This window comes from Candidatus Binatia bacterium, from assembly GCA_029243485.1.
Classification (GTDB): Bacteria; Desulfobacterota; Binatia; order UBA12015; family UBA12015; genus VGTG01.
In genome coordinates, this window is sequence record JAQWRY010000028.1 from 19,490 (window position 1) to 37,497 (window position 18,008).

The following is an 18,008-nucleotide window of genomic DNA, read 5'->3' on the forward strand; positions in this document are numbered from 1 at the left end:
CTTGGCGCACGCTCCTAGCCTCCGGGCTCCGGCGCCGCCCTGATCCGGTCGAGCGCGACCCCGCTGCGTCCCATCAGGTCGCGGACGGCCGGGGAGACCGCAAGCTCGCGTTCCTTCGCGTATGCTTCGTGGTTCGCGTCGATGTCGTCCTGGTCGTAGCGGTAGTTCACCATGAGACCGAGGGACTGCCGGATGCCCTTGTGGGACACGTCGCCGAGCCAGTTGATGCGGTCGAGCCGCGCACCATTTCGCAGATGGAAGCGGGCGACCGGATCGATCGGCTGGCCGTCGGCGCGACGTTCGGCAAAGTAGCGTGCGCATAGGGCGAGCAATGTTTCGGAGATCGCCGGCCGCGGCGCCTCGCGGGCCGTCCAGCTCCGCTCGTCGAGCATCTGTCGCACCCCGCCGGCCGCGAGTTGGGCGTCGGCCCCTTCGACATGGAGCGCCTCCGGCTGACGTGCGAGGCGCGTGTCGAGCCACACCCGAAAGCCGGGGATCGGGGAGAGCGTCGCGTATTGTGTGAGTCGGGGCAGGTCGTGACTCAGGACGTCCACCGCGCGCTTGATCAGGTACTCGCCGAAGCTGATTCCACGTAGTCCCGTCTGCGGGCTCGAGATTGAGTAGAAGACCGCGGTGTCCGCATGGCGGGGGTTTCCGGCCGGCGCGGTTTCGTCCAGCAGGGTCTGTACGCTGCGGGACACGCCGACGCAGAGAGCGACCTCGACGAAGGCGAGCGGCTCGGCGGGCATCGACGGGTGGAAGAGCCCGTAGCATCGACGGTCGGAGTCGAGACGGTTGCGCAGGTCCTCCCAGTCGCGAATGGCGTGGACCGCCTCGTAGGCGATCAGCTTCTCGAGAAGCAGGGCGGGCGACCTCCACGTGAGCCGTGTGAGTTCGAGAAACCCGAAGTCGAGCCAGGAGACGAGGAGCTTCTTCAGATCTTCGTCGAGGCCGCCGAGTTCCGGGCTCTGCGAGGCGATCGAGAGCAGGTCGGCGCGCATGTCGACTAGGAACTTCACGCCTCCCTCGACGCCGTTGAACTGGGTCAGAAGGCGCCGGCGGGGCGGGGTGAGTGCCGCACGAAGTTCCGCCTCGCTGGCGACCCGATCGGTTGCGTTGGTTGCGTTCTGGTAGCTCGCGATCGCCGCGGTCACGGCCTCGCGGCCCGGGGCGAAGTCCTCCGCCAGAACGGTGAGGAAGCGCCGGCGCGCGTCGCGGTCGAGCTCGGCGTAGGCTCTGGCGAGATCGGCAGCGCGGGCCCGTGCGGAGACCTCACCGCCGGGCCCCTCGAGGCATTCGAGAATCCGACGTCTCCAGATATCGCGTTCGTGGGTGCTCACGGTCTAGGCTCGTGACACGTGTATCGGACTCGGGGGTGAACTGGGTTAGATCAATCCCTTGGCCTTTGCGAGGTCGAGCAAGGGGGTTTCCGGACGCGCCCCGTAGTGCGAGATCACTTCGGCTGCCGCCAGGCCGCCGAGCGCGCCGCAACGGGCGACGTCGAATCCTCGCGTGTAGCCGAAAAGGAAGCCGGCCGCGTACTGATCGCCGGCGCCGGTGGTGTCGATCGCGCGCTCGACCTTCTCGGGGTCGATCACGTGAACCTCGTCCCCCGAGACGACCACGGATCCCTTCTCGCCCCGCGTGAGCGCCGCGAGCGTCGTCTTGCCGCGGAGCTTTTGGAGCGCGTCGTCGAAGTTGTCGACCTGGTAGAGCGAGCAGATCTCCGTCTCGTTCGCGAAAACGATGTCGACGCCGCTCTCGACGAGCTCCTGGAACTCGCTGCGATAGCGGTCGACGCAGAACGCGTCAGAGAGCGTGAGGGCGACTTTTCGTCCGGCCTCGTGCGCGATCTTCATCGCTTTCCGGAAGGCCTCCTTCGCGGCCGGCGGATCCCAGAGGTAACCTTCTAGGTACGTGACCGCGGAGTCCCGGACGTCGTCGGCGTTCACGTCGTCGGGGCCGAGCGTCACGCAAGCGCCGAGGTAGGTGTTCATCGTGCGTTGCGCGTCGGACGTGACGAGGATCAGGCAGCGTGCGGTCGAGGGGCCGCTCTCGGCTATCGGCGTTTCGTAGTGAACCCCGAGGGCGCGGACGTCGTGTGTAAAGATGTTGCCGAGCTGGTCCCGCTTCACCTTCCCGACGAAAGACGTGCTCCCGCCGAACGATGCAATGCCGGCGATCGTGTTGGCAGCGGATCCGCCCGAGGCTTCGACGCCCGGGCCCATCTCCCGGTAGAGCTGCTCTGCCGCCTCGGCGTCGAGCAGCTGCATCGCGCCCTTGGTGAGGCCGCGCTCGACGAGGAAGGCTTCATCTGTGCTCGCGAGCACGTCGACGATGGCATTTCCGATTCCCAGGACGTCGTATTTTGCATTCGGCATCGGGGTTCGTGGCTACCACACGGTCCCGCACCTGGCACGTAGCTTGAGCCGGAGGCGTCCCGTAGAGTTCCCGCGAACCGGTATAGTGGAGGCAGACTTGGTGGAACGAGAAGCGGAGCTTCGAGCAGGCGTGGAGGCGGTACGAGCCGCCGCGAGGATTTGTGTGGACGTCCAGAAGCGGTTGGTGACGGCCGATACTCTGGAGAAGAAGGACAAGAGTCCGGTCACGGTTGCGGACTTCGCCTCGCAGGCGATCGTCTGTTCGCTACTGCAGAAGGCCCTGCCGGGCGACCGGGTGGTCGGCGAGGAAGACGCGGCCGATCTGCGCACCGACGAGAACGCCGCGCTGTGTGCCGCCGTCGTCGAGCGCGTCTCCGCAGAGCTCGAGGGCGATCTCGATGCCCAACAGGTCCTCGAAGCGATCGACCTGGGCGGCGCGGACGCAAAGGGTGACCGCTACTGGACGCTCGACCCGATCGACGGCACGAAGGGCTTTCTGCGGGGCGAGCAGTACGCGGTCGCGCTCGGCCTGATCGAGGGTGGGCAGGTGACGCTCGGTATTCTCGGATGCCCGAACCTTCCGTTCGCGGGTGGGACGGGTGCGCTCTTCGTCGGGGGGCGGGGCGTGTCGCCGCAGGGGTACTCGCTGTCGGATCCCGGTGCCGCCGGGAGCGACATCCACGTTGCCCAGCCGGCGAGTGTCGCGGCCGCGCGTTTTTGTGAGTCCGTGGAATCCGGTCACTCCGACCAGGGGCAGTCGCAGGAAATCGCACGGCGCCTCGGCATCACCGCGGAGCCGTACCGGATCGATAGCCAGTGTAAGTACGCGGCCGTCGCGAAGGGTGATTCCTCTATCTACCTGCGTCTTCCGACGCGCGCCGACTACCGCGAGAAGATCTGGGATCATGCCGCCGGGAAGGCCGTGGTCGAGGCCGCGGGCGGTCGGGTCACCGACGCCGACGGCAAGGATCTGGATTTCACGCTCGGCCGTACTCTCGATCAGAATCGCGGTATCATCGCGACGAGCGGTGCGATCCACGATCAGGTCCTCGACGCCGTCCGTACCGTGCTCGGCAGCTAGGAGGCGAGCGCAAGGATGGATCGTCGAGCCGAGCGGGTATGGACGGCCGCGCGCCGTCTGCATCGAGAGCTCGCGCCGCTCTCCTTCGGGGAGCCGGTGACGCACGTGTACGACCCGCTGGAGTACGCGGCCGCCGGTCATCGCGCTTACGTCCATGCGTTTGCGGCCGGTCAAAAGAGGGTGCTCTTCCTCGGGATGAATCCCGGCCCGTTCGGGATGGCGCAGACCGGGGTGCCGTTCGGAGAGGTGAGCCGGGTTCGAGATTGGTTGGGGATCGAGGCCCGGATCGGTCGCCCGAAGATCGAGCACCCTAAACGGCCGATTCTCGGCTTTGCGTGCACGCGCAGCGAGGTCAGCGGAACACGCGTCTGGGACGCGATCGCGGACCATTGGGGAACGCCGGAGCGCTTCTTCGCCGACCACTACATCGCGAACTACTGCCCGCTTCTATTCATGGAAGAAACGGGGCGGAATCGCACCCCGGACAAGCTCGTTCCGGCCGAGCGCGAACCTTTGTTCGCGGCGTGCGATCGCCACCTGAAGCAGGTCGTGCGCATCCTCGAGCCCGAATGGGTCGTCGGCATCGGAGGCTTTGCGTGCAAGCGGGCGCAGCTCGTCCTCGGGGACGAGGGGCCGAAGATCGGCACGATCCTTCATCCGAGCCCGGCGAATCCCCGGGCCAACCGCGGCTGGGTGAAGGAGGTCGACGCGCAGATGCGAGCGCTCGGCCTGTGCGACGGCGCGAAGCATCGCCAGTAGGGCTCGGTTCCGTCCGGGCCCGGGAGGCGCACTTTGAAGTGGAACGTGCTGCCACGGCCGAGTTCGCTCTCGGCTTCGATCGCACCGTCCATGGGCCGCACGAGCTGCGAGGCGATCGCGAGTCCGAGTCCCGCACCGCTCGTGTCGCGGTCTCCAACAGACGTCTTCGAACGCGGGGCTCAGATAGAGAAGCCGGGGCTGACGGGGGTTGCGGACCCAGAACACCTGCCGGGTATTCTCGGCCAGGAAGAGAAACGGCCCATCGTCTTCGTGCAGCACGTCGTCGAGGACGTGCAGTTGCGTGAGGTCCGTCGAGTCGGCGAGGACCAGCGGTTCGGGCTCCCGTTGCCACAGGACGTGTCGGAAGAACCAGCTGCGTTCCCGACCGTCACGGGTGACCACGGACGTGATGCCGCGCCCGGATCCGGTCCGAAGCAGCTGTCGCATGGCGATGGGGAAGTACGGGCGAATGGGCTCGGCGAGGAACTCGTGTCCGATCATCTCGTCGGCCGCGTATCCAAGCGCTGTTAGCGGGGGCGGTGTTGATGTACAGAAGCCGCCCTTCGAGCGTATGGATTCCGATGAGCCCGGGGCTGCGTTCGAGAACCCCGAAGCGCTTGAGGCCCAATCCGGAAACAGACGTTGCGATACGTTCAGAGCTCCGTGTCGGCCGAGGGTCGGAGCGAGGTGTGGCCGCTTTAGGGAAGACCAGAATACCGCGGTGCGAACGCTCGAAGAAGGGTGCGACGGTTGATCTCCGCAGTCCCGCGCCGCATTTCTACCTTCGCCACATGGGGCGCCATGGTGCGCTACGCAAAGGATGTGTAGACGGCGCAGGTTGCGCAGAGCAGTCGCCGCGCGGCCCGTCTAGCTCTGTGCTCCCCACGTAGATTCGAGCGGCGACGGAGGGCGCCCGTCGAGTATCCGTGCAAGGACGGCGTTCGCGCTCTCGCGCCGGCCGGCGCGAATCAAGCTGGAGAGGAACGTCTGTCGAAACAGGTCGTCCTGCGCGTCGCTCCCACCGACGCAGCCGATGCCTTCCACGACCGGCTCGAGCAGAGTCGCGCTGCGGACGGAGTCGCCTTGCGCGAAGGCAGCGCAGGCGTCGACGAGCGCGAGCCCCGCGTCGTCCCACACGCGGCGACGCTCGCCGCTTGTGGCATCGCGCGCGCGCCGGCTGGCGGCGATCTGGCACTCCACGGCCTCGGTCCGGCCTGCCCGCGCTAGCGCGTACACGTTGTGCGCGGTGACGAACGGGATGAAGCACTCCTCGGCTCGCGGCTCCAGGTAGTCGGCGAGCGAGGCCCACTCGTCGTCGAGCTCACGGCCGGCCATCTCGATTCGCCAGAGCAGCGAGATCGCATCGACTTGTTCGCCGACGGATCCGGGGAGCGCGCCGGAGACACTCTTTCGATGGATTCGAAGGGTTTCTTCGAAGTCCAGCCGCGCGAGACTGAACAGGGCAAGGTGCCAGGCGTTGTGTCCGTGAATGGGTTGGCCGCTCTCGTCCCATGTCGGTTCTAGGTCGCGCATCACGGCTTCGCCGTGTTCGATCTCGCCGCGGCGGATGAAGACGTGGGCGAGACAGTGATGGGCCCAGGGGCTCGCGCGGACCATGTCGATCGCGCGCTCGGCCAGGGCTCGCGCTTCGTCGAACCGGCCCGAGAGCTCGAGCGCGAACGCGTGCATGGAAAGGAAGTGGCTCGAATCCTGGTTCACCGGAGCGATTCGTTCCATGTGCGCGAGGAATCGGCGGGCCTGCCAGTGCTGGCCGGTTGCGTAGTAGTGGAACTCGGCGACCTTCGCGGCGAGGAGGTCGCGGGGCCAGCGTCCGGTGATCTCTTCGAACCCGTCCATCGCCGCTTCGTAGTCGCCCCGCAGCCACGCGTCGACGCCGGCGTACCAGAGATCTTCGCGGGGGCCGGGTCGGCCCGTGGCGCGCGCCCTCGCGAGGAAGGTGGCGGCGGCGGCGTTGTCGGCCTCGGTCATCCCGTAGAGGTGGAAGACGGCGGCCTGGGCCTGGAGCAGGCCGCAGCCCGGGTTCTCGTCCGCGTCGCTCAAGACGCGCATGGGGGTCGGACCGAGCGAGAGCATCTGTTCGGAGAAGTGGTCGAGAGCCGCGATGGCGGCCTCGGAATCGCTCGAGACATCGACTCCTCGTGCATCTTGCATCCCGCAAGGGTATCCCGTCGCCATCCTGAACCAAGGGCCGGCCGCCGGGCCCCGGGGACCCAGAAGCTCGAAAATGGCGTCCGGTCCGATATACAGAGGTAGAGATGGCAAGAAACAGCATTGGTGAATTAGTCGAACAGCAGGCACTTCGCTGGCAGAAGGCTCACGAAGACTCGAAGCAGCAGGCTCCGAGGCCCTCCGTCGCGCTCTCCCGGCTCCCCTTTTCGGGGGCGACAGAACTGGCTCAGATGCTCGGCGTCCGCTTGGACTTCGGGATCTTCGGGCACGAGATCGTGGATCAGATCGCTGCCGAAGAGGGCGTCAACAAGAGCCTCGTCGAGGGTCTTGATGAGCACGTCGAGAGCGCGATCGAGCGTCACATTCTAGATGGTTTCCGGCGTCGCAATTTCACGGAGAGCGACTACCTGCGCGATGCCGTGCGCATTGTCAGCACGCTGGGCATGCGCGGCAACACGATCGTGCTCGGGCGCGGTGGGGCCTGCATCCTCCCGGCTGAAAATACGCTGCGTGTCTTGGTCGTCGCGCCGCAGGAATGGCGTCGGGACCGCCTCGCCGGGATCCACAAGGTCTCGTCGGACGAGGCGACGGAGCGACTCGAGCGTGAGGATGCCGGGCGCGCCGAGTTCTGGAAGCATCACTTTGGCGTCGAGCACACCGATCCGTTGCTGTACGACGTCGTCGTGAATACCGGTAGCCTGACCATCGAAGGTGGGGCAGAATTGGTGGAAGCGGCGTTCAAGCAGCGCTTCTCGAGCTAGAGCGGGCAACCGGGGCGGCCGCAATCTGCGGCCGTCGTCGCCCGGGGATCATCGACTCATGAGTGACGAGCCCGCTACACGAATTCAGGACGCAGCAACGGCTCTCTTCGCGGAGCGCGGCTTTGAAGGCACGAGCGTTCGCGACATCGCGCAACATGCCGGCGTGACCGCAGGCAGCATCAACTACTATTTCGGCTCGAAGGGCTCGCTTCACCAGGAGTGCGGTCGCCGTCTGGCACAGGAGTACCTCACCGAGGCTCGCGGTCTACTCGAGAGCGAGGGGCCGCTTGCGGTTCTCGAGCACTACGCGGATTACGCCATCCGGGATCCCAAGCTCGTTCAAATCTGGTTGGACCTGCAGGGGGCACGCGATCCCGAGAAGCGGGCCTTCTCCGATCGCGAGATCATGCACCCGATCCAGCTCTTCCTCATGGAGGCGCTCGGGCAGATGGGCGATGCGCCGATGGATCGTCGCATGAAGATGATCTGCTTCGTGGGCGCAGTGATCCTCCGCTCGATGTTCACCGAGGAGCAGTTCAAGCTCCTCGCCGGTACGAGCACAGAGGAAGGCAACGTGGCGTTCAAGGAAGTGCTGTTCTCGAAGCTGATCGACGACTGAGAACGGATCGCGGGATCAGTTTTCCGCGGCCCTGAGCCGGTCGTGAAAGAGCGCCAGGACCCGGTCCAGCGCCGCGCGGGTCGGGTGACCCTCTTCGTCGACTAGGTCTGTGGTGACGACAGAGTGCGCGGTGGCGGCGATGCCGTGGGCGTTTCCCGGCTTGGAGTCGACCTCGACGGCCTCGAAACCGTCGCCCAACTCGCGACGCAGCCGCTCGAACCGCTCGTCGGGCACCATCTTGTCTCCGGTGAAGCGCAGGCCCAGCACGCCGCACCCGGACGCGGCGCGCTTCTTCACGACGGCGAGATCGTCGTCGGAGAGGTGGAGAGCCGCGCGCTTCGCCGCGTTCAAGCCGAAGGGGAGCGATGGTTGGCTCAGGACGGGCGCCATCACCGACTCGTCGACCATCAGCGAGAGCGCGAAGTTCCCGGTCATGCACATGCCGATGGCGCCGACGCCCGGTCCGCCGCAACGTTGATGCGCTTCGCGGCAGAGCGCTCGGAGCCAGTCCGTGATCGGACTCGAGGCCCGCTCGGCGAGGACGTGGAACTCCTGGCTGATGCAGCAGTGTAGGATCTGGCCGAGCGCGTACCCGGGCGAGAGGGGCTGGCCCGGTTTGCCGAAGAGGTGCGGCACGAACACCGTGAACCCGTCGTCTGCGACGCGTCGCGCGAACCTGGCGACCTCCGGTGTGATGCCTGGAATCTCGTGCATGACGACGACACCGGGACCCTCGCCGCGCGTGTAGACGTCGCGCCGCACACCCTCGTGGGTGAAACCGAACGAATCGAATCCATCGAGCATCATTTGCCTCCAGGTAGGTGCGCTAGGGCCGCACCGTGAGCGCCAGCACGACTTGCCCGACGAAATACATGGGCGAACCCCACGCGCCGTTCCAGAAGGACCGGACGACGAAGCGTTCGCGCGCCACTGCGAGGTCCGAAAGGTAGAACAGAACGGCGCCGACGAGAATCCACGGGTTGCCCGCATGCGCGACCGTGGCGATCGCGAGGAGCACCATGAGGGTGATCACCACGACGTACGCGCGAACGGGTGTTTTCATCGAGTCGGATACGTGCGGGGTGAGCCAGCGGAGCGCGATGACGGCGGGTATGGAAAGGGCGGCGGCGGCTCCGAGCGCTGCGTCGGCGGAGATCCCGCGGGCCACGAAGCCGACCGAGTACGCGACGTGCCCGAGGAGGAAGCTCACGAGCCCGAGTTTGAAGAGTCCTGGGCTCTCCCGCGCGAGAAGCGCGACGTCTCCGACCCAGGAGAGGAGGAGCCCGAGGAAGATCCACTGGCCGTACGTCGAATCGAGGGCCCCGGCCGCCCAGGCGGTGAGAACGAAGCCGGTCGCGGCGATCGGCTTCAGGATGCCCCGGCCGAGGCGCGATCCAAACCGGTCACAGAGGACGAGGCCAGCCGTAGTCAAGACTGTGACAAGTGCGTACAAGGAGGGGTCGGTCGCAGTCGGCATGGCTCGAGGATCTTGGCGGGCCGCTGCGCTGCGTTCAAGCGCTACGCTTTTCGGAGGTGGAGATGAAGTTCCGAGCACGTGTCTTGGTGGGGGTACTGACGGGCCTCTTGGTCGTCCCGTCGTCGTTTGCGGCGGAACTCGATGGTGTCACTCTGCCGGATTCGGCGGAGGTGGGTGGCAAGACGATCCCGCTGAATGGCCTGGGCCTGCGCAAGGCGTTCGTCTTCGCGAAGGTCTACGTCGCCGGCCTCTATCTTCAAACGAAGACGACGGACGCGAAGAAGGCGACTGACACCGACGAGACGAAGCGGATCTCGATGCGCTTCGTTCGTGAGATCTCGCACGATGAGATGAACAAGGGCATGGCGGATGGATTCGCCATCACGGCCCCGAACAGCCTGCAGGGGGAACAAGCCGCGCTGAAGGGCTTCTTCAACAAGCCCCTGAAGGAAGGCGACGTCTGCAACATCGACTACGTGCCGGGGACCGGCACGACCGTGACGATCAACGGGAAGAAGGAGGGGACGATCGCCGGCGCGCCGTTCATGCGCGCGCTTTGGGGGATCTGGCTCGCTCCCAACCCGCCGGGAGGCGATGCCCTTCGCGACGGGATGCTCGGCAAGGGCTGAGGCGACCCCGGCCGGCGCTCAGCTCTTGCGCCAGTGTCCGTTGATGAACATGCCGCCCTCGGGCGTCTGCTGGTAGAAGCCCGGAATCCACGTGAGGCCCGAGCGAGGCGGGTTCACCCACGCGCTGGGGATCCACAGGTAGCGGCCGTTGCGGAACTGGTAGTGGCCGCTCCGATAGATCGCGGGCCCGCCGGGGCTCGAGGGTTTCGGCGGATCGATTCGCAGTGGCGGAGGCGGAGTCGAGACGATCGCCCTCGGGGCCATGGGTTGCTCCCGCGCGGAGAGGTTCTGCGCCCGCACGGGTGCGGAGCCGGGCCGGGTGCTCGACGTCGAGCAGGCCATCCAGAGCAAGGCGAGGGCGAGGAGCGAGACCTTCTTCATCACGGCGCGCACCTTACCCCTGTGTTTGCCCGGTTGGAAGCGCGGCCGGCGCGAACTCACGGGCGGCCAGCCCGACCATGTCGGGCGTGTTGTCAATCTCGGTCACAGCCGGCAGGCCCCCCACGGCGGCCCACCAGGGCGGCGTAGGCGCGTCGCCTCGCGCGAGCAGGAGCCGGCGGGCGCGACCGGCGAACGAGCTCGTGTAGTCCACCGGTCGGATGTCGTGCTCCGCCATCCGGACCATGGGGTCGGTCCCGGTCTGATCGTGCCGCGGCGCTTGGAGAGCGGCGAGGTCTTCGTCGGTTCGGGCTACGATCCCCTCGAAGTCGGGCAGGGTTCGCAGCCCGCCGAGGCCGACGCCGGGCAGGAGGAGGGCGGCGTCGATGTCGTCGGGGCGGCCGCCGGCGAGCAGGAGTGCGACGTACGCGCCGAGGCCCGTGCCGACCACGTGGCGGGCGCCGATCTCCGAAGCGGCCTGGTCGGCGTCCGCCGCGAAGAGCTCCGGGTAGTAGCCGCCACCCGCCAGCCACTGCGACTCGCCGTGGCCCGAAAAATCGAGTGCGAACACGGGGCCCGGCCACGCGGCGAGGTTGTCCGTCCAGTCTTTCCCCGAGCCGTACAGAGCGTGGAGGAGGAGTAGGGGCGGGCCCTCTGCCGCGCGGAGACGATGGAGTGCGAGTTCGAGTCGCCCGGCTTGGATACGGCGCGTGTTCACGGATCAGTCCCCCAGCCAGTCGAGCAGTACGCGGGCCGTCTCTTCGGGGCGTTCGATGTGCACGAAGTGTCCGGTGCCGTCGATCGAGACCCGCTCGACGTCGCCCACGAATCGGAGACGTTCCTGGATCAGCGTTTCCGGGATCGGGCCCCAGGTGTCCTCCTCGGTTCCGGTGACGGCGAGCATGGGTGTGCGAAGTGGCTTCCAGCCGTGGGCGATCCAGTCCGGTTGGAACGGACCGAAGCCGCGGACCGAGTGCGGATCGCTCTTCCAGGTGAACCCGCGATCGCTCTCGAAGGCGCCGTACGAGGTGAAGTACCGAAGCCACTCCAGGCTCAGCCGCGGGTTCTGCGGCTGTCGGCGTTGCGCCAACTCGTCGATCGAAGGGAACGCGCGCCAACCCGAGCGCTCGCTCGACGTGCGGCGCCATTCGAAGAAGTCGCCGAGGTACTCGGGCGGAGTGCGCTCCGGGCGCGCGGCGCCACCCGGCCCGAAGCCTCCCTCGGGTGGTCCGAAGCCGTCGATGTTCACGAGCTGCAGTACGTCGTCGGGCGCGCGCGCGGCGGCGTCGGTGGATTGTCCACCGCCTTTGCTATGGCCGATCAAGTGCGAGGGGCGGCCGTTTGAGCGGAGAAGTTGGATGATCGTCAGGACGTCGGTGACCCAGGGGTAACTCGTCGCCCATTCCGAGTCGCCGTGGCCGCGGGCGTCCATCGCGACGACGCGAAACCGCTCCGCGAGGAGCGGTGCGAACACGTCGAAGGTTCGCGCGTGGTCGAACATCCCGTGGATGAGCACGACGGGGGTTCGCTCGGGGTCTCCCCACTCGTGCACGCGCAAGCGAAGGCCAAACGACTCGAGCCAGCGACTGCGCTCGGGCGGGACCGCACCGGGATAGGAAACCTCGGACATCGTCCGATCAGCATAGCGGGCGCTTTGCGGCTGCGCCGCTCTCGCGCAGGCGTTGTGCTTCTACGATTGAGGATCGACAGGCCAGGTGCGCCCCTCGCCGTGGAGGGTGTCTTTGAACTGGGCCCGGAAACGGCCATTGCGAATCGTCGCGTACGTCCGCTCCTCGGGCGGCGTGTCGAGAATGTCCCGCCCCGTGGTGCGGTGTCCGACGGCGAAGCGGCCCGAGAACGTGCCGGAGATCGTCTCCGGAGTGGCGTCGTTGGGTTCGAGTTCCAAAACGGCGTCCACACCGACCAACGCCGTGCGGGCACCGTTTCGATGGTCGGCGACGGCGACGGAGAACCCGCGGTCCATGCCGCGATACGAGCGGTCGGCCTCAAATCGGCCCGGGCCCGTGAGCGCAACGACAAGGTCGATCCCGCTCCGCCAGTCGCCCTCCTGGCCGGAGATGTGGATTCGGGTCTGCTTTGTGCGCGGATCGTAGACCCAATGATTGGTCATGGTGGTCAGGTCGGGCGCGAACGTCCGTTCGTCGAATCCCGCGCCATCGACGGTGAAGGTCAGGAGGGGTCCGGTCGAGACCTCGCTTTGTGGCTCCTCCACCTCGGGGGGAGCCTTGCAGGAAACCAGGGTGGTGAGAGCCAGGGCGGCGATTGCCATCGGGAAGAGCGCGTTCACTCTCTCCTGCATATGTCGGGTCCTGGCCGGTCCCAAGCGATTACTGGCATCGAACGACACGGAGTGATTAGTGCTCAACCATGACGGTAGGAATGCAGGACGCGACTGCAATCGTCGGGATCGGCGAGACCCGGTTTGCGAAGGGGCTCGAAGACACCGAGCTGTCGCTCGCCTGCCAGGCGATCTCGGCGGCCATCGACGATTCGGGGCTGGCGCCCTCCGAGATCGATGGGCTCTCGATGTTCTCGATGGAAGAGGGCCGCGAGGTCGAGGTCGCGCGCAACGTGGGCCTCGGTGACATCACGTACTTCAGCCAGACCGGGTTCGGCGGCGGTGCGGGCTGCGGCGTCGTCGGTCATGCGGCGATGGCGGTGGCGACCGGGCAGTGCAAGGCCGCCGTTGCGTGGCGCGCACGCAAGCGGGCCTCGAAGTCGAGTCGGCCCTGGTCGCAGGTCTCGCAGCGGATCCAAGGGCATTGGCAGTGGAGTCGACCCTTTGGGCTCCTGCGGCCCGTCGATGAGATCGCGCTTCTCGCGCGGCGCTACATGCACGAGTTCGGCGCCACGCGAGATCATCTTGCCAACGTCGCCCTCGCATTCCGCAAGCACGCGAACCGGAATCCGAACGCGACGATGCGCGACAAGCCGCTCACGCGCGAGCAGTATATGAACGCGCGTTGGATCTCGGAGCCGCTGTGCCTGTTCGACAATTGCCTCGAGACCGACGGCGCGCTCGCCGTGGTGATCGTGCCCGCCGAGAGGGCTAAGGATCTGCGCCAGCCGCCCGCGTACATCCACTCGTTCGCGCAAAGCATTCCGACGCAGCACCAGGTCATGACGAACTACTTCTGCGACGATCCGCTGATGGGGCCGTCGTACGCGTGTGCTCGGTTGCTTTGGGAGCGCAGCGACTTCAGGCCGGCCGACGTCCCGGTGGCGCAGTTGTACGACGCGTTCAGTCCGTTGATCCCTCTCTCTCTCGAAGGGTACGGGTTCTGTGATCGCGGGGAGGGGGCGGCGTTCACGGAGAACGGTGCGCTCGAGTGGCCGAACGGGCGTCTGCCGACGAATACCTCCGGTGGCGGCATGTCCGAGGCGTACGTGCACGGGTTCAATCTGGTGCTGGAGGGCGTTCGACAGGTGCGGGGGACCTCGACGTCTCAGGTCGAAGATGCCGAATGTTGCTTGGTGACGAGCGGCGAAGGCGTCCCGACCAGCGCCGTCCTGTTGCGGAGGTAGAGCCATGGCCGAGACCGACTTCCTTCTTCCCGACTCCGATGACCCCGACAACGCGCCTTTCTGGGCCGCGACCGCTCGTGGCGAGCTTCGGGTCCAACGGTGTGGCGCGTGTGGTCGTCGCCGGATTCCGCCTCGTCCCATGTGTCCGGCCTGCCGTTCGCTCGAGAACGATTGGGAGGAGTTGTCGGGGCGGGGCACGATTTGGTCCTTCGTCGTCCCGCATCCTCCGCTGCTGCCCGCGTACAGTGAGGTCGCGCCCTACAACGTGATCCTCGTCTCGCTGGAGGAGGACCCCACCCTGCGGCTCGTTGGAAACCTCGTCGTGAGTGCCGACGGGTCCATCGGAGAGATCGATCCGGCTACCGTTCAGATTGGCGAACCGGTGAGAGCGGTCTTCGCACCGGTGGGGGATGTGTACCTGCCCCGGTGGGTACGGTCCTGATCAGCTCAGGGCGCGCCGGGCGCTTCAGCGGCCGGCGGCCGGATCCACTTTGTCGTGATGCTCTGCAAGTCGGCTAGTCGGACCGGCTTCGACAGGTAGTCGTCCATGCCCGCTTCGAGGCATTTCGCTCTGTCCCCGGCGATCGCGTTGGCCGTCAGGGCTACGATCGGTGTCGCGCTCGCGTCGCCGTCGAGGAGCCGGATCGCGCGGGTGGCGTCGTATCCGTCCATCTCGGGCATCTGGCAGTCCATGAGGATCAGTGCGTACTTCTCCTGCTTCACGGCGGCGACGGCTTCGAGGCCGTTCTCGGCGATGTTGCTCGCGTAGCCAAGCCGAGCCAGCAGGCGCTCGGCGATCCTCTGGTTCGACGGGTTGTCCTCGACGACGAGGACTCGTTTGCCCGCGGTCGCGTCGATGCTCGAGGCGACGACGCGGAGCTGGGGGCGCGAGCCCGCCTGCGCCTTGGCTTGTCGCGGCGGTTCGGCCTTCGTGTCCGGCGAGATCGTGAGTCCGGCGGGCTCGACGGGGAATCGCATCGAGAACGTCGTCCCCTCATTCAGCTTGGTCTCGAACCGAATGTCGCCGCCGAGGTGCTCAATGATCGCGCGGGCCACGGACAGGCCGAGCCCGGACCCCTGGTGCGAGCGCGTCGGCGATCCGTCTCCCTGGGCGAAAGCCTCGAAGATGAAGGCCTGGCGATCTTCCGGAATTCCGATTCCGGTATCGCGGACTTCGAAGAGTAGATCGAGTCGAAGGTCGGGGCGGTGCGTCGCCTCAACGGACACCTTGACACCTCCCGACGTCGTGAACTTGATTGCGTTGGCGACGACCGCGTCGAGTACGCGCGAGAGCTGTCGCGCGTCTCCCCGAACGAAGCGGGGTAGCCCGGGTGCCATCGCGAGCTCGAAGCGCAGCGCCTTCGAGCGGGCCGCTGCCTCGTGGGGAGTCGTCGTACGGGAGACCGCGGCGGCGAGGTCGAAGTCGGCGACCTGGATCTCGGCTTGGCCCCGCTGCATGTTCGAGATGTCGAGCATGTCGACGAGGATCTCGAGTAGTCCGTCCGCGGACCGGCGCGCGCTGTGGGCGAAGTCGCGTTGTTTTGCGTCGAGCTCCGTTTCAAGGAGCAAGTCGGTCATGCCGATGATTCCGTTCATCGGGGTGCGAATCTCGTGACTGACCGTCGCCAGGAACTCGTCCTTCAGGGCGGCGGCTTTCACCGCGTCGTCGCGGGCCTCCTCGAGGGTGATCGCCTGCGCGGCGATGGTCTGGGCGAAGTGCGCTGCCGTTTCCACCTGCTGCATCAGGGCATGCTTGGCGATCAGCGCGAAGGTGAGGGCGCATGCGACGAGGGCGGCACGGCCGACGAACATCTCCGCGCCTTCGACGAGGAACTCGGTCGGGATCGCGGCCGAACCGTGCGGCATCTGAACGGCGGCCATGCCGAGGATCGCGAGCACGCCCCAGGCAACCGCCTCGCGCACCGAGAGCAGGTAGGCGGCGCCCAGCGGGATCATGACGAGGAACCATACCGCGAGAGATTGCGATCCTCCCGAGAGCAGTGCGGCGACAATGAGGCCGACGCCGGACAACGTGAGAGTGAGGTGGGCGGCGACTCGGACGCGTCGCTCGTCTGAGGATTGCGCGAGAGATCGGAGGGCGAGTGTGCCGAATGCCACGGCGAGGTCGAGTTCGACCGTGCGCCACCTGCCGCTTACGGCGCAGTGCGCGGCGTAGACCAACCAGACCCCGACGGCGAGGTGCACGAATAGTTTGACGCGGTTCGCGTCCACGTGGGCTGGGTTGAGATCGGTGTGCGACTGGACGGACGGCATCGGGGGCCCTGGGGGGATGCCTTGGGGCCTATCAGAGGTGACGCCTCCACGGAACACGATCTTTTTCGGCCTCGACCGCGCAGGCGCCATCCGATACCTCCGTGTCGAGCCATGGCACGCCTCGAGTTCTTCTTCGATTGTTCGAGTCCCTGGACTTACCTGGCCTTCCACCGGGTTCAGGAGGTGATTCGCGATACGGGAGCCGGCGTCGAGTGGCGCCCCATTCTGGTGGGCGGGGTCTTCAATGCCGTCAATCGGGATCTCTACGAGCAGCGGAGCCGCATGGCCACGGCGCTTGGCGGCGACGACACGTCGGGGGCTCGCCGGAAGGCGGGGTACTACATGAAGGACCTGGCCGACTGGGCGCGGGTCGCGGGCCTCGCAATTGGGCAGCCTCCGGTGTTCCCGGTGAACAGTGTCCGGGCGATGCGCGGGTGCTTTGTCGCGCAGGAGCATGGCCTGCTATTGCCCTGGGCGCGGGCCGTGTTCGAGACGTACTGGGGTGATCTACAGGACATCTCACAGCCCGACGTCTTGCGGGCGATCGCCCGGCGGGTTGGCCTCGATGCCGAGGGCCTCTGCGACAAGGTCGAATCGCAAACCTACAAAGACAAGCTGCGTGTGAATACGGACGAAGTGATCGCGCGCGGGGGCTTCGGGTCGCCGACGATGTTCGTGAACGGCGACGACATGTATTTCGGGAACGATCGCCTCGAGCTCGTGCGGGCCGCACTGAGCGAAGGGGGAGGGAGCGCGACATGATTTCTTCTTGGGACGACTATCCGGTTCACCAGGTTGCTGAGCCGATTCGGCACGCCGGCACCAGCGACCGAAACTTCTACGATCGCTACTACTTCAATCTGCACGGCTCGAGCGACGAGCTCATGATGATCATGGGCATGGGGCAGTACCCGAATCTGGGCGTGCAGGATGCCTTCGCCGTCGTGCGTCGCGGCGACCACCACCGAGTGGTGCGTGCTTCGCGCGAACTCGGGGACCGGATCGATCTGTCCGTCGGGCCGTTCCGCATCGAGGTGATCGAGCCCCTTCACAAGCTCCGCTTCATTCTCGAGCCGAACGAGCACGGCATTGCGGCCGACGTGGTGTGGGAAGGCTCGATCCCGGCGTTCGAAGAACCCCGCCAGTACATCCGCAAGCACGGACGCGTGTTGTTCGACACGTGCCGCTTCGCGCAGACGGGGACGTGGTCGGGTTCCCTCCTGGTGGGCAATGAGTCGTTCGAGGTTACGCCGGACCGGTGGAAGGGAACCCGTGATCGCTCCTGGGGCGTTCGCCCGGTCGGCGAGCCCGAGGCCGCCGGGATCCGGGGCTCGGAAGGGCAGATGACCGGGATGTGGAATTACTCTCCCATGCAGTTCGACGATCACTCGATCCTCTACATCCTGAACGAGACGAACGTCGGGGAGCGGCCCCTCGAGGAGGCCGTGCGCATTTGGAAGGATCCGGCGAAAAAGCCGGAGTGGTTGGGCCGTCCGGAATGGCGGCATTCGATGGAGCCGGGCTCGCGGATGGTGCAGAGATCGACGCTGGTTTTTCCAGAAGCGCCCGGAGGCGCGTTCGAGGTCTCGGCCGAGCCGCTGACTCATTGCTTCGTCGCCGTAGGAACCGGGTACGGCATGGAGCAGGACTGGCGACACGGGATGTACCAGGGGCCACTCGTCGTACAGGGCCTAGACATGTCGAACGAGGAAATCACGCCTCTGGGGCAGTACGCGCTCGTCGATCACGTCGCGCGCTTCGAGTACGAAGGCAACGTGGGCTTCGGTCTGCACGAGCATGGCTTCTTCGGTGCTTTCGACAAGGCCGGAATGAAGGATGCGGGCAGCGGCGCGGAGAAATCCGAAGCAAGCAGTCAAGAGTGAACTCTGTTTCTTACGGGAATGTGTGATTGA

At 66.5% G+C, this 18,008-nt stretch carries 19 protein-coding genes; 9 read left to right on the forward strand and 10 right to left on the reverse strand.

Going from position 1 to position 18,008, the window contains the following annotated elements; translation table 11 throughout:
- Nucleotides 1–14 precede the first annotated feature (14 nt).
- A complete protein-coding gene (locus P8R42_09000; protein MDG2304778.1) occupies nt 15–1,340 on the reverse strand; it encodes a malonyl-CoA decarboxylase in 1,326 nt (441 codons plus the stop codon).
- Nucleotides 1,341–1,385: 45 nt separating this feature from the next.
- Entirely contained in the window at nt 1,386–2,381 is a 996-nt protein-coding gene (locus tag P8R42_09005; protein MDG2304779.1) for an adenosine kinase, read from the reverse strand.
- A gap of 100 nt (nt 2,382–2,481) precedes the next feature.
- On the opposite strand from P8R42_09005, the gene P8R42_09010 reads away from it, so the two are divergent.
- Together P8R42_09010 and P8R42_09015 are read left to right on the forward strand one after the other, a co-directional pair.
- Nucleotides 2,482–3,462: a 3'(2'),5'-bisphosphate nucleotidase gene (locus P8R42_09010; GenBank protein ID MDG2304780.1), complete on the forward strand. Its 981-nt coding sequence runs from the start codon at nt 2,482–2,484 to the stop codon at nt 3,460–3,462.
- A gap of 15 nt (nt 3,463–3,477) precedes the next feature.
- The gene (locus P8R42_09015) at nt 3,478–4,221 is read left to right on the forward strand and encodes a single-stranded DNA-binding protein (GenBank protein MDG2304781.1); all 744 of its coding nucleotides are present in this window, start codon (nt 3,478–3,480) and stop codon (nt 4,219–4,221) included.
- A gap of 867 nt (nt 4,222–5,088) precedes the next feature.
- On the opposite strand, the gene P8R42_09020 is transcribed toward P8R42_09015, so the two are convergent.
- Nucleotides 5,089–6,393, reverse strand: a complete 1,305-nt coding sequence (locus P8R42_09020) for a hypothetical protein (protein ID MDG2304782.1) — start codon at nt 6,391–6,393, stop codon at nt 5,089–5,091.
- A gap of 104 nt (nt 6,394–6,497) precedes the next feature.
- On the opposite strand from P8R42_09020, the gene P8R42_09025 reads away from it, so the two are divergent.
- Both P8R42_09025 and P8R42_09030 read left to right on the forward strand, forming a co-directional pair.
- Nucleotides 6,498–7,172: a cytidylate kinase-like family protein gene (locus tag P8R42_09025; protein ID MDG2304783.1), complete on the forward strand. Its 675-nt coding sequence runs from the start codon at nt 6,498–6,500 to the stop codon at nt 7,170–7,172.
- A 58-nt stretch (nt 7,173–7,230) separates the two neighbouring features.
- Entirely contained in the window at nt 7,231–7,791 is a 561-nt protein-coding gene (locus tag P8R42_09030; protein ID MDG2304784.1) for a TetR/AcrR family transcriptional regulator, read from the forward strand.
- A 15-nt stretch (nt 7,792–7,806) separates the two neighbouring features.
- Here P8R42_09030 and P8R42_09035 read toward each other — a convergent pair whose 3' ends face one another.
- Together P8R42_09035 and P8R42_09040 are read right to left on the reverse strand one after the other, a co-directional pair.
- Nucleotides 7,807–8,595: a dienelactone hydrolase family protein gene (locus P8R42_09035; GenBank protein ID MDG2304785.1), complete on the reverse strand. Its 789-nt coding sequence runs from the start codon at nt 8,593–8,595 to the stop codon at nt 7,807–7,809.
- Between the two features lie 22 nt (nt 8,596–8,617).
- Nucleotides 8,618–9,268: a lysoplasmalogenase gene (locus P8R42_09040; GenBank protein ID MDG2304786.1), complete on the reverse strand. Its 651-nt coding sequence runs from the start codon at nt 9,266–9,268 to the stop codon at nt 8,618–8,620.
- Nucleotides 9,269–9,330: 62 nt separating this feature from the next.
- Between P8R42_09040 and P8R42_09045 the strand changes: the two genes are divergently transcribed.
- Entirely contained in the window at nt 9,331–9,897 is a 567-nt protein-coding gene (locus P8R42_09045; protein ID MDG2304787.1) for a chalcone isomerase family protein, read from the forward strand.
- 18 nt (nt 9,898–9,915) lie between these two features.
- Here the strand turns inward: P8R42_09045 and P8R42_09050 are convergent, their stop codons facing one another.
- The 4 genes from P8R42_09050 to P8R42_09065 are packed head-to-tail and all read right to left on the reverse strand — an operon-like array spanning nt 9,916 to nt 12,595.
- A complete protein-coding gene (locus P8R42_09050; protein MDG2304788.1) occupies nt 9,916–10,278 on the reverse strand; it encodes a hypothetical protein in 363 nt (120 codons plus the stop codon).
- A gap of 13 nt (nt 10,279–10,291) precedes the next feature.
- Complete coding sequence (locus tag P8R42_09055) at nt 10,292–10,993, reverse strand: alpha/beta fold hydrolase (GenBank protein ID MDG2304789.1); 702 nt, start codon at nt 10,991–10,993, stop codon at nt 10,292–10,294.
- Nucleotides 10,994–10,996: 3 nt separating this feature from the next.
- Nucleotides 10,997–11,905: an alpha/beta hydrolase gene (locus P8R42_09060; protein ID MDG2304790.1), complete on the reverse strand. Its 909-nt coding sequence runs from the start codon at nt 11,903–11,905 to the stop codon at nt 10,997–10,999.
- Between the two features lie 60 nt (nt 11,906–11,965).
- Nucleotides 11,966–12,595 carry a hypothetical protein gene (locus tag P8R42_09065; protein ID MDG2304791.1) on the reverse strand — a complete coding sequence of 210 codons (630 nt, stop codon included), beginning with the start codon at nt 12,593–12,595 and terminating at the stop codon, nt 11,966–11,968.
- Between the two features lie 68 nt (nt 12,596–12,663).
- Between P8R42_09065 and P8R42_09070 the strand changes: the two genes are divergently transcribed.
- Together P8R42_09070 and P8R42_09075 are read left to right on the forward strand one after the other, a co-directional pair.
- A complete protein-coding gene (locus P8R42_09070) occupies nt 12,664–13,821 on the forward strand; it encodes a lipid-transfer protein (GenBank protein ID MDG2304792.1) in 1,158 nt (385 codons plus the stop codon).
- 4 nt (nt 13,822–13,825) lie between these two features.
- Complete coding sequence (locus P8R42_09075) at nt 13,826–14,263, forward strand: OB-fold domain-containing protein (GenBank protein ID MDG2304793.1); 438 nt, start codon at nt 13,826–13,828, stop codon at nt 14,261–14,263.
- Between the two features lie 5 nt (nt 14,264–14,268).
- Here P8R42_09075 and P8R42_09080 read toward each other — a convergent pair whose 3' ends face one another.
- On the reverse strand, nt 14,269–16,053 hold the full coding sequence (locus P8R42_09080; protein MDG2304794.1) for a response regulator: 1,785 nt from the start codon (nt 16,051–16,053) through the stop codon (nt 14,269–14,271).
- A gap of 153 nt (nt 16,054–16,206) precedes the next feature.
- On the opposite strand from P8R42_09080, the gene P8R42_09085 reads away from it, so the two are divergent.
- Nucleotides 16,207–16,857, forward strand: a complete 651-nt coding sequence (locus tag P8R42_09085; protein ID MDG2304795.1) for a 2-hydroxychromene-2-carboxylate isomerase — start codon at nt 16,207–16,209, stop codon at nt 16,855–16,857.
- The gene (locus tag P8R42_09090) at nt 16,854–17,978 is read left to right on the forward strand and encodes a hypothetical protein (GenBank protein MDG2304796.1); all 1,125 of its coding nucleotides are present in this window, start codon (nt 16,854–16,856) and stop codon (nt 17,976–17,978) included. Before P8R42_09085 ends, P8R42_09090 begins: the two co-directional genes overlap by 4 nt.
- The last annotated feature ends 30 nt before the right edge of the window (nt 17,979–18,008 follow it).